At 73.6% G+C, this 11,187-nt stretch carries 9 protein-coding genes; 8 read left to right on the top strand and 1 reads right to left on the bottom strand.

The genetic code is table 11. From position 1 onward, the window contains the following. Window positions 1-138 precede the first annotated feature (138 nt). Window positions 139-2,760 (top strand): valine--tRNA ligase, encoded by a 2,622-nt coding sequence (locus E1281_RS13875; RefSeq protein ID WP_243716934.1) that lies wholly within the window; start codon window positions 139-141, stop codon window positions 2,758-2,760. A gap of 136 nt (window positions 2,761-2,896) precedes the next feature. Then, on the top strand, window positions 2,897-3,841 hold the full coding sequence (locus tag E1281_RS13870) for a hypothetical protein (RefSeq protein WP_131878077.1): 945 nt from the start codon (window positions 2,897-2,899) through the stop codon (window positions 3,839-3,841). Here the strand turns inward: E1281_RS13870 and E1281_RS13865 are convergent. After that, window positions 3,813-5,015, bottom strand: a complete 1,203-nt coding sequence (locus tag E1281_RS13865; protein WP_131878075.1) for a hypothetical protein — start codon at window positions 5,013-5,015, stop codon at window positions 3,813-3,815. The two genes, E1281_RS13870 and E1281_RS13865, sit on opposite strands and share 29 nt — an antisense overlap. 107 nt (window positions 5,016-5,122) lie before the next feature. On the opposite strand from E1281_RS13865, the gene E1281_RS13860 reads away from it, so the two are divergent. The 6 genes from E1281_RS13860 to mreC all read left to right on the top strand — a co-directional run bounded on the left by E1281_RS13860 (window position 5,123) and on the right by mreC (window position 11,186). After that, window positions 5,123-6,493: a folylpolyglutamate synthase/dihydrofolate synthase family protein gene (locus E1281_RS13860; RefSeq protein WP_131878083.1), complete on the top strand. Its 1,371-nt coding sequence runs from the start codon at window positions 5,123-5,125 to the stop codon at window positions 6,491-6,493. Beyond that, the gene (locus E1281_RS13855) at window positions 6,490-6,846 is read left to right on the top strand and encodes a DUF4233 domain-containing protein (protein ID WP_243716933.1); all 357 of its coding nucleotides are present in this window, start codon (window positions 6,490-6,492) and stop codon (window positions 6,844-6,846) included. The genes E1281_RS13860 and E1281_RS13855 overlap by 4 nt, the downstream gene beginning before the upstream one ends. 95 nt (window positions 6,847-6,941) lie before the next feature. Next, window positions 6,942-8,465 (top strand): hypothetical protein, encoded by a 1,524-nt coding sequence (locus E1281_RS13850; protein WP_131878073.1) that lies wholly within the window; start codon window positions 6,942-6,944, stop codon window positions 8,463-8,465. A gap of 44 nt (window positions 8,466-8,509) precedes the next feature. Next, complete coding sequence (gene ndk, locus E1281_RS13845; RefSeq protein WP_131878071.1) at window positions 8,510-8,920, top strand: nucleoside-diphosphate kinase; 411 nt, start codon at window positions 8,510-8,512, stop codon at window positions 8,918-8,920. 192 nt (window positions 8,921-9,112) lie between these two features. After that, window positions 9,113-10,135: a rod shape-determining protein gene (locus E1281_RS13840; protein WP_325050842.1), complete on the top strand. Its 1,023-nt coding sequence runs from the start codon at window positions 9,113-9,115 to the stop codon at window positions 10,133-10,135. A gap of 52 nt (window positions 10,136-10,187) precedes the next feature. Next, complete coding sequence (gene mreC / locus E1281_RS13835; RefSeq protein WP_131878069.1) at window positions 10,188-11,186, top strand: rod shape-determining protein MreC; 999 nt, start codon at window positions 10,188-10,190, stop codon at window positions 11,184-11,186. Window position 11,187 lies beyond the last annotated feature (1 nt).

Genomic DNA, 11,187 nt, shown 5'->3' with positions numbered 1-11,187 from the left:
GGGTTCCAGCCACTCATGGGGCTCCTCCGTCGATGCGGCGAATGGGGCGGCTGGGAGCGTTCCCAGCCATGGTCGATTATCGGACGTACCAGCCGGCCGGGGCGTTCTACTTTTGCGGTCCCCGTAGAATCTTCAGCCGTGACACAGCCCAGTACTGAGCGCGGCCAGGGGGCCGCCGCGGACGTCGACCTGCCCACCCAGTACCGACCGGCGGAGGTGGAGGGCCGGCTTTACGAGCGGTGGGTATCGGAGGGGCTGTTCACCGCCGACCCGGGCCGCGCGCCGGACCGGCCCCCGTTCTCGATCGTGATCCCGCCGCCGAACGTCACCGGCTCGCTGCACATGGGGCACGCGCTCGACCACTCGATCCAGGACGCCCTCGTCCGGTGGCACCGGATGCGGGGCCACGAGACCCTGTGGCTGCCGGGGATGGACCACGCGGGCATCGCCACGCAGAACGTCGTCGAGCGCGAGCTGGCCAAGGAGGGCGTGTCGCGGCACGACCTCGGGCGCGAGGCGTTCGTCGAGCGGGTGTGGGAGTGGAAGGCCGAGTCCGGCGGCCGGATCCTCGGCCAGATGCGCCGCCTCGGCGACAGCGTCGACTGGACGCGCGAGGCGTTCACGATGGACGACGCCCGCGCCACCGCGGTCCAGACGATCTTCAAGCGGCTGTTCGACGACGGGCTGATCTACCGGGCCGAGCGCATCATCAACTGGTGCCCGCGCTGCCTGACCGCCCTGTCCGACATCGAGGTCGAGCACGAGGATGTCGACGGCGAGCTTGTGTCGCTCCGGTACGGCTCGGGCGAGGACGAGGTCGTCGTCGCCACCACCAGGGCGGAGACGATGCTCGGCGACACCGCCGTGGCCGTCCACCCCGGCGACGCCCGGTACGCGCACCTGGTCGGCCGGGAGATCGAGCTCCCGCTGACCGGCCGCCGCATCCCCGTCGTGGCCGACGAGCACGTCGACCCCGAGTTCGGCACCGGCGCGGTGAAGGTGACCCCGGCGCACGACCCGAACGACTTCGAAATCGGCGGACGCCACGCGCTGCCGTCCCTGACGGTCATGGACGAGCGCGGCGTCATCACCGCGTCCGGCCCGTTCGAGGGGCTCGACCGGTTCGAGGCGCGCCCGGCGGTCGTGGCGGCGCTGCGCGAGCAGGGCCGCATCGTCAAGGAGATCCGCCCCTACCAGCACTCGGTCGGGCACTGCCAGCGGTGCTCGACGGTCGTCGAGCCGCGCGTTTCGCTGCAGTGGTTCGTCAAGGTCGAGTCGCTGGCGCGGGCCGCCGGCGACGCCGTCCGGGACGGCCGCGTCGCGATCCACCCACCGGAGATGGCGGCCCGCTACTTCGAGTGGGTCGACAACATGCACGACTGGTGCATCAGCCGCCAGCTGTGGTGGGGGCACCGCATCCCCGTCTGGTACGGGCCGGACGGGGAAGTCGCCTGCCCGGGGCCGGACGAGGAGCCGCCCGCCGGGTGGACGCAGGACCCCGACGTCCTCGACACGTGGTTCTCCTCGGCGCTGTGGCCGTTCTCCACCCTCGGGTGGCCCGGCGATACGTCCGACCTGAAGCGCTTCTACCCGACGTCCGTGCTGGTCACCGGCTACGACATCCTGTTCTTCTGGGTCGCCCGGATGATGATGTTCGGGCTGTACGCGATGGACGGCGTCCAGCCGTTCGGCACCATCGCCCTGCACGGCATGGTCCGCGACCAGTTCGGCAAGAAGATGTCCAAGTCGTTCGGGAACGTCATCGACCCGCTGGACTGGGTCGACGAGTACGGGGCCGACGCGACGCGCTTCACGCTCCTGCGCGGCGCCAATCCGGGTGGCGACGTCCCGGTCGCCGAGCAGTGGGCGCAGGGATCGCGCAACTTCTGCAACAAGCTGTGGAACGCGACGCGGTTCGCCCTGATCAACGGCGCGCACGTCCGCGGGGAGATGCCGGCCGAGCCGTCCACCGTGGACGCCTGGATCCTCTCGCGCCTCCAGACCGTGATCGCCGAGGTGGACGCGCACCTGGAGGGCTACGACTTCGCCAAGGCGTGCGAGGCGCTGTACCACTTCGCGTGGGACGAGGTCTGCGACTGGTACGTGGAGCTGGCCAAGGTCCAGCTGGCCGACGAGCGGGCCGGAGCGACGCGCCGCGTCCTGGGGGAGGTCCTCGACAAGCTGTTGCGGCTGCTGCACCCGGTGATCCCCTTCGTCACCGAGGAGCTGTGGACCTCTCTGACCTCCGAGGCCACCGTCGTCACCGCGCCGTGGCCGGCCGCCGAGCCCGCCCGCGCCGACCGGGAGGCCGAGGCCGTCGTCGAGTCGCTGCAGCGTCTCGTCACCGAGGTCCGCCGGTTCCGCGCCGACCAGGGCCTCAAGCCCGGCCAGAAGGTCGCCGCGTCGCTGGAGTGGGCGGCGTCGCCGCTGTCCGCCCACGAGGAGGGCGTCCGCTCGCTGCTGCGGCTCACTGAGCCGGGCGAGGGCTTCGCGGCCACCGCGTCCCTGCGGGTGGAGGCCGTCACCGTCCGGCTCGACACCGCCGGGGCCATCGACGTCGCGGCCGAGCGCAAGCGGCTGGAGAAGGACCTGGCCGCCGCCCGCAAGGAGGTCGAGCAGGCCGCCCGCAAGCTCGGGAACGAGGCGTTCATGGCGAAGGCGCCCGACGCCGTCGTCGCCAAGAACCGGGACCGGCTCGCGCAGGCCGAGGCCGACATCACCCGGCTGGAGTCGCAACTGACCGCGCTTCCCGCGGGCTGACAGGGAGGCTGACCCGGAGAACGGTCGGCGCGTCCCGTCCGTCGCGGTTACGATCCGGGTGGCGGGCTTTGCCGGGACTTGAACCATCGGGAGTGCAATGGCCGAATCACCACCTCGGTCTGACGCGCCGGACTCCGTGTCCGGCGGTGACCTGAGCGCGCCGCAGGTCGTCGAGGACGGGGACGCATCGGAGCGGGTCCCCGCTCCGCCGGCGCCCTGGGGCGGCTCCCGCCCGTGGTGGTCGGCCGAGACCGGCGACGGGACGGGACCGCACCAGATGCCCGCCTACGGGACGGGCCCGCACGGCGTCCTCCCGGACGGCACCGGCCCCCACGGCGTGGTGCGGGGCGGGTCCGGCGCCCACCCCGTCGTCGCGGGCGGGTCGGGTGCCCACCCGATCGTCCCGGGCGGCACCGGCCCGCTGCCGGTCGTGCCCGGCCACGGGCCGCCGGGCCGGCAGGCTCCCGCCGGGAAGAAGCGGCTCCCCAGGTTCCTGCTGATCGCGGGCACCACCCTGGTCGCGGCCGGTGTCCTCCTGGTGGGCGTCCTGGGTTTCCGGATGGACGAGGGCGGCGCGGGCGCCGGGAAGGACGCCCGCACCACCGGCTCCCCGGCGTCCGAGAAGGTGATCGCGGCCGGTCCGAACGCCGGCGGCCTGTACGAGGACCCTCTGACCACGCCGCAGACCAGCGCGGCGTACCCGTTCGTCGCGAGCGCGGTCGAGGCGGGCGGCGTCCCGGCCGCCGAGCGCGGGCTGGCCGTGTACAGCGGGGAGCCCGCCCAGCCGGTCAACGTCCTGTTCGTGGGCGGCACGGGTCCCGTCGGCGACCCCGGGGACTTCCTGCGGAAGGCGCGGCCTTCCACGTTCATCGCCGGGCAGGACGCCGACGCCGGCCGGAAGGGCGGCGAGGCCGGCTGCGGGACGTTCGCCGTCCTCGCCGAGACGCACACGTTCTGCGCGTGGGCGACGGAGGACTCCTACGGCATCGTCGCCTCCAACCGGGCCGCGCTGAGCGCGCAGTACGCGCTGATGGCCGACGTCATGCAGCGCATCAGGAACGACGTGGAGAAGCCGAAGTGAGGAAGAGCCGCTCGGTGCCGGCGTCCACCACGCCGAGGACGAGCCCGGTGAAGTAGCCGGTGCCGAGGACGGCCACCCGGTGCCCGAGCGTGGCGAGGGACTCGGGGGTGATGGCGTCCGAGCCGACGACGTCCCAGCCGGACGGCAGCGCGTGCGTGAAGCGCAGGTGCGGCAGCGGCAGCCGGACGAACGTCACGGGCAGCCCGTCCAGTGCGGCGATGGCCCCGCCGACGTCCTTGTGGTCGGGCAGGCAGACGACGGCGTGGTCGACCGTTCCCCAGGCGCGCCGCGCCGCCGCGAGGGCCGCGGCGACCCCCGTCCGGTCGACGGCGGAGTCGATGAGCAGCCTCGTCGCCGACCCGGGCACGTCGTGCCAGGAGAGCCGGCCGGGCAGGACGATCGACGACAGCACCTCTCGGAGCGGCTCGTCCGGCGGCTCGGCCGCCCCGGGGAGGCGCCGGGCGGCGGCGGCGCCGAGTTCGGCGCTGCCGCGTCCCAGACCGGCGGGGAGCAGGTCCGGCGCGAGCCCGCTGCCGCCCTCCTCGACCAGTTCCACCGCGCCGAGCACCTCGGCGACCTCCGGCGACTGCGGCGCCGACAGGACGAGCGTGTCCGGCCCGGCCACGCCGAGCTTCTCCTCGGCGATCTCCGCGGGGGTGTCTCCGAGCACCCCGGCGTGCTCGCGGAAGATCGGCGTGATCGCCGCGACGTCCGGGGTGAACAGGCCGACCTCGTCCGAGCGGCCGCCCATCCCCGCCTCCAGCACGATGACGTCCGCGCCCGTGCGCCGCGCGTGCAGGACGCCCGCGATCGTGAACAGGCCGGCGGGCGACAGGTAGCCGCCGGCGGGCGGCGGGAGACCGGCCGCGGCCCCGTCGAGGGCCGCCGCCAGCGAGGCGAGTTCGGCTTCGGAGACGGCGCGGCCGTCCACCCTGATCCGGTCGCGGTCGGTGCGCAGGCCGGGACTCGTGACCGTGCACACGCGCAGACCGGCGGCCGCGAGGAAGGCCGAGGCGTAGGTCGCCGCCGTCCCCTTCCCCTTGGAGCCCACGATGGTCAGGACGGGAGCGTCCGGCGCCAGGAGGTCCAGGGCGCCCGCCAGTCTCCGGGCGCGCCCGAGGTCGCGGGTCTCGCCCGGGGCGCGGCGCTCCCACTCCCGGTAGAAGACGTCCATACCTCCAGTGTGGGGCCCGGACGGGACACGGTCGCCGCCGAGTAGGCTCTGTGACCGTGAGTCAGGTATCCGAGACGTCCGACTACCGGGACGCCGTCGCAGCGATCATGGCCCGCGGGGTCGAGTGGGAGATCGACCCGACGCTCGACCGGATCCGGGATCTGGTCGACGTCCTGGGCGAGCCGCACCGCGCGTACCCGGTGATCCACATCGCCGGGACGAACGGCAAGTCCAGCACCGCCCGGCTCATCGACGCGCTGCTGCGCGAGCGCGGCCTGCGCACCGGGATGTTCACCAGCCCCGAGATGACGACGCTGCGCGAGCGGATCGCGATCGACGGGGAGCCGCTCAGCGAGGAGCGCTTCACCGAGGCGTTCCAGGAGGTGCTCCCCTTCGTCCAGCTGGTCGACGGCAAGCACTCGGCCACCCTCTCGTTCTTCGAGGTCCTCACCGCGATGGCGTTCGCGGCGTTCGCGGACGCCCCGGTCGACGTGGCCGTGGTCGAGGCCGGCATGGGCGGCGTGTGGGACGCCACGAACGTCGCGGACGGCGCCGTCGCGGTGATCACCCCGATCGGCCTGGACCACACCCGCTACCTGGGCGACACGCTGGAGGAGATCGCGGGGGAGAAGGCGGGGATCATCAAGCCGCAGTCGGTCGCGGTGCTGTCGCAGCAGCCGGTCGAGGCGGCCGAGGTGCTGCTGCGGCGCGTCGTGGAGCTCGGCGCCGCGGCGGCGCGCGAGGGCGTCGAGTACGGCGTGCTGAGCCGCGACGTCGCCGTGGGCGGCCAGCAGCTCCGGCTCCAGGGCCTGCACGGCGTCTACGACGAGATCTTCCTCCCGCTGTTCGGCGAGCACCAGGCGGGCAACGCCGCGACGGCCCTCGCCGCCGTGGAGGCGTTCGCGAGCGGCGCCCCGACCAGGGGAGAGCCCAACCTCGAGGCCGCGACCCGCGTCGCGCCCGGCGAGTCCTTCCTCGGCGGCGAGCAGGGCCAGCTCGACCCGGCGCTCGTGCGCAGCGGGTTCGCCAAGTCGGCCTCCCCGGGGCGGCTCGAAGTCGCCCGCACCGGCCCGACCGTCCTGCTGGACGCGGCGCACAACCCGGCCGGGACGGCCGCGACCGTCGCCACGATCACCGAGTCGTTCGGCTTCACCCGGCTCGCCGGCGTCCTGGCCATCGCCGCCGACAAGGACGTGGCGGGCGTCCTCGACCAGCTCGAACCCGTCCTGGCCGAGCTGGTGGTGACCCGCAACTCCTCGCCGCGCTCGATGCCGCCCGAGGAACTCGCCGAGCTGGCCGGGAGCATCTTCGGCCCGGAGCGGGTCCATCTGTCGCCGCGGCTGGACGACGCGATCGACCGGGCGATCGGACTCGCCGAGGAGACCGGCGAGTACCGGGGCGCCGGCGTCCTGATCACCGGTTCGGTGGTCACCGTCGGCGACGCGAGGACGCTGCTGCGCGTGGCGGAAGGACGGTGACGGCCGGCGTGGGCACCGAGACCGCCGCGAACCCGGCGCGGAGGCTGTTCGCGGCCGTGCTGGCGTGCGAGGCCATCGTCATCGCGCTCGCGATTCCGGTGGCGGTGACCGTGCTGGACGTGGACGGGGCCACCGCCGGGGCGGTGTGCGGGGGACTGGCCGCCGCCTGCGTGCTGCTGGCGGGGCTGCTGCGCTTCCCGTGGGCGGTCGCGGCCGGGAGCGTCCTGCAAGTGCTGATCATCGCGACCGGGTTCATGGTGCCGGCCATGTTCTTCCTCGGTGCCGTCTTCGGGGCTCTCTGGGCGACGGCCATTTGGCTGGGACGCAAGGCGGCGGCCGCCCAGGCGCGCTAAATTCGCGGGGGACGGAAACCTTTCATCCGCCGATCCGGCAATTCGAATTATTTCGCCAATTCCGGCATCCTTCCCTTTTGGGAAAAGTGCGTCCGGTGGATGACAACCCTGCGAAGGAGCAGGCCCTGTCCACGAATGCACGGTCCGCGGATAATGAACCCGCCGATGCGCGGTTCATCGATACGCGATACCCGGACGACTACCTCCCCGGAAGGGCGCCCGCCGCCCCGGAACCGCCCGCCGGGAACCCGGAGGACGGAGCGCGGCGGGGGCCCGCCGCGCTCGGCGTCCTGCTGCTGACGTTCACCGCGCCGCCCGCCGCCGTCCTCGCGGTCCCCGACGCCTCCCTCAACGTGGTGCCGGCCGCGGCGAGCGCACTCGATCTCGGCCGGGCCGAGATCGCCGCCCTGCTGCGCGCCACGGGGCTCTCCCTGCCCGCGCTGCTGGTCACCGTGCCGCTCGCCGCCGTGGCCGCGCGCCGGTTTCCCGCCTGGGCGGTGCTCGTCACCGGCCTGGGCGTCCTCCTGGCCGGCCTGGCCGCCGCCGGGTTCGTCAACTCGTTGGCCATGGTCGCGGCCGTCCGGGTGGCGCAGGGCGTGGGCGCGGGCATCGCGCTCCCCGCCTCCCTCGTCCCGGTGTGGGAGCGCGGCTCCCGCGTCCTGGCCGCGGTCTGGGCGGGTGTCCTGGCGGGCGCGCTGATCCTCGCCATGCCGCTCGCACTGAGCGCCGCCCCCATGCCCGCCGAGGGGACGGCCGCCCCCGACTGGCGCGTCGCGCTGGCGCCCCTCCTGTGGCCCGCCGTGGCCGCCGCCGTCGCCGCGCTCGCCTTCCCACTCCTGCGCGGACGCGGCCCCTGGGCCCTGCCCGCCGCCCGGCACGCCGAACGCGGCCAGCTGCTCCTCCCGTTCGTCCCGGCGGCCGGCTTCGCGTTCCTCGCCGTCCTCGCCGCGGACGACTGGTCGCCCGGCGCACGGCTCATTGTCGCCGCGGCCGCGCTGCCCGCCCTGCTCGGCCTCGCCCTGGCGGGCGGCCGGGACGCGGCGGCGGGCAGCCCGTTCGGCTGCTCCATCGTCATGATCGCCGTCGGCCTGCTGTGCTACCCGGTCGCCGGGCCGCTGGCCGGCCTCGCCTCCGCCGCCTCCCACGCGCGCGGGGACGCCGCGGGCGTGCCGCTGCTCCCGTTCGCCGTGGCCGCCGCCGCCGCGCTCGCGGGAGCCCTCGCCTCGACCCGCGGCCCGGCGCGCATCGCCGTTCCGGCAGGCTGCTGCCTGATGACCGCGGCCCTGCTCCTCGGCCTCGCCGCCGCCCCCCACGACCGCTGGACGCTCCTCCTGCCGCTCGTGCCGCTCGGCGCCGGCGCCGGGCTGGCCCTGGCCGCCTCCCTCCGGGACGCGGGCGTCGGCGCCGCGCTCTTCGGGCTGTCGCTGTGCTTCCCGGCGCTGCTGGCCGGGCAGCTCCTCGTCCTGTCCCTCCAGGCGTCCCGGCTGGAACGGCTCCGGCCGGCGGCCGGGCCCCAGCAGGCCGGCGTGCTGCTCGACGCCTACCAGGTGTGGCTGCTGGTCGCCGCGGCGGCGGCCGCGCTCCTCGCCTGCGCCTCCGCACGCGCGCGAGGCCGGTAGGATTCGCGCGCTGAACCCATCCGGATTTTCAAGGAGAACCACCCGTGTCCGAGCGCACTCTCGTCCTTGTCAAGCCCGACGGCGTCCGCCGCGGCGTCGTCGGTGAGGTCATCTCCCGCATCGAGCGCAAGGGCCTGACGCTCGCCGCCATGGAACTGCGGACCCTCGCCCGGGAAACGGCGGAGGCCCACTACGAGGAGCACGCCGACAAGCCGTTCTTCGGCGAGCTGGTCGAATTCATCACCGGCGGCCCGCTCGTCGCCATGGTCGTCGAGGGCCCGCGCGCCATCGAGGCGTTCCGCTCGCTGGCCGGCGCCACCGACCCGGTGAGCGCGACGCCCGGCACCATCCGCGGCGATTTCGCCCTGCAGATCGGTGAGAACATCGTCCACGGCTCGGACTCCACCTACTCCGCCGACCGCGAGATCAAGCTCTTCTTCCCCGACCTGGGCTGAACTCGTCCTGGCCCGGGGGGCGACCCCTGGGCCAGCACTTCTCTTTAGCTGCCCAAGCAGGTCAGGGTGCTTTTTTTGGGCGACGCGCGGCGACCGGGTTACTGCCCGCGGACGTGATCGCACGTTACGATGGACACGCCGCTATACACGCCCGTCAAGCATGAAGGGCTCCCTTTCTTCATGGGTAACAAGTTGTCGTTCCTTGGCCGTGACATGGCGGTCGATCTTGGTACTGCCAACACCCTGGTGTACGTGCGCGGGCGTGGCATCGTCCTCAACGAACCGTCCGTGGTGGCGATCAATACCAACACCGGGAAGATCGTCGCCGTGGGCATCGAGGCGAAGCGGATGATCGGCCGCACGCCGGGCAACATCGTCGCGGTCCGCCCGCTCAAGGACGGGGTCATCGCCGACTTCGACGTCACCGAGCGGATGCTGCGCTACTTCATCCAGAAGGTCCACAAGCGCCGCCACTTCGCCAAACCGCGGATCGTGGTCGCGGTGCCGAGCGGGATCACCGGTGTGGAGCAGCGCGCGGTGAAGGAGGCCGGCTACCAGGCCGGCGCCCGCCGCGTCTACATCATCGAGGAGCCGATGGCCGCCGCGATCGGCGCCGGGCTGCCCGTCTACGAGCCGACCGGCAACATGGTCGTCGACATAGGAGGCGGCACCACCGAGGTCGCGATCATCTCCCTCGGCGGCATCGTCACCAGCCAGTCGGTCCGCGTAGGCGGCGACGAACTCGACCAGGCGGTGATCTCCTTCTCCAAGAAGGAGTACTCGCTGATGCTCGGGGAACGTACCGCCGAGGAGATCAAGATGGCGATCGGGTCGGCCTATCCCGGCGGCGACGAGGAGCCGCACGCCGAGATCCGCGGCCGCGACCTGGTGAGCGGGTTGCCGAAGACCGTCGTGATCTCCGCCGAGGAGGTCCGGCGGGCCATCGAGGAACCGGTCAACGCCGTGGTGGACGCGGTGAAGACCACGCTCGACAAGTGCCCGCCCGAGCTGTCGGGCGACATCATGGACCGCGGGATAGCCCTGACCGGCGGCGGAGCGCTGCTGAAGAACCTCGACGAGCGGCTGCGCGAGGAGACAGGGATGCCGATCCACCTCGTCGACAACCCGCTCGACTCGGTGGTGCTCGGCACCGGCAAGTGCGTCGAGGACTTCGAGGAGCTCCGGCAGGTGCTGGTGCCGGAGCCGCGGCACTGAACACCCCCCGACGGACTAGGACCTGGCGGACTGGGAAACGGGAGGTCGGTGCGTGAAGGACACCCGGCGCACCCGCGTGGTCCTCGGCGCGCTGCTCGTCGTGGCACTCGCGATGATCACCATCGACTACCGCGGCGGGGACGACTCCCCGCTGCGCGGCCTGCGCGGCGTCGGCGCGGCGGTGTTCGGCCCCGTCGAGCGGGCCTCGGCCTCGGTCGTGCGGCCGGTGGGCGACACCTTCTCGGCGATCACCGACGCGCCCGGCCAGCAGCGCCGCGCCGACCGGCTCGAACGCCAGAACCAGCGGCTGCGCGAGCAGCTGCGCGGCGCCGGCCTCGACAAGGACCGGTCCGCGCAGCTCCAGCGGCTGCTCGGCACGGCCGGGACGGGCGGCTACACGATCCTCGCCGCGCAGGTGATCTCCGCGGGGCAGGGCTTCGAGGACACCGTCACGATCGACGTGGGCAGCGGCAGCGGCATCAAGCCCGACATGACCGTGATCAGCGCGGAGGGGCTCGTCGGCCGCGTCACCCGCGTCGGACCCGCGACGGCGACCGTGCTGCTCGCGACCGACCAGACCTCGTCGGTCGGGTCCCGCCTGGAGGACTCCAAGGAGATCGGGATCGTCCAGGGCGGCGGGCGCCGCGGGCTCGGCGGCCAGGGCGAGACGCCGCTGCGCTTCCAGCTCCTGGACGCCGCCGCGCCGATCCACGTCGGCCAGCGCATCGTCACGCTCGGGTCGCAGGGCCAGCGGCCGTACGTCCCGGGCGTCCCGATCGGCGAGGTCGCGCGCATCGAGCAGCTCAGCGGCGGCCTGACCCGTACCGCCTACGTCCGGCCGTTCGTGCGCTTCACCAGCCTGGACGTCGTCGCCGTCGTGGTGGCGCCGCCCAAGAAGAACCCCCGGGACGCGGTTCTGCCCCCGAAGCCGAAGCCGACCGCCACACCGAGCGCGAGCCCGTCCGCGAGTCCTTCCGCGAGCCCGTCGCCGGACGGCCGGCGGCCGAGCGGGTCGCCGAGCCCGACCAGAGAACCGAACGCGGGGGACTGAC

Origin of the sequence: Actinomadura sp. KC345, from assembly GCF_004348515.1 — a bacterium.
Taxonomy (GTDB): Bacteria; Actinomycetota; Actinomycetes; order Streptosporangiales; family Streptosporangiaceae; genus Spirillospora.
Note: the sequence above shows the minus strand (reverse complement) of the source record. Positions and strands in the feature narration are given on the sequence as shown.

Excerpts from the sequence above, each read along its gene's own strand:
- E1281_RS13865 (WP_131878075.1), bottom strand. The coding sequence starts at position 5,015 with ATGGACGTCTTCTACCGGGAGTGGGAGCGCCGCGCCCCGGGCGAGACC.
- E1281_RS13860 (WP_131878083.1), top strand. The coding sequence starts at position 5,123 with ATGGCCCGCGGGGTCGAGTGGGAGATCGACCCGACGCTCGACCGGATC.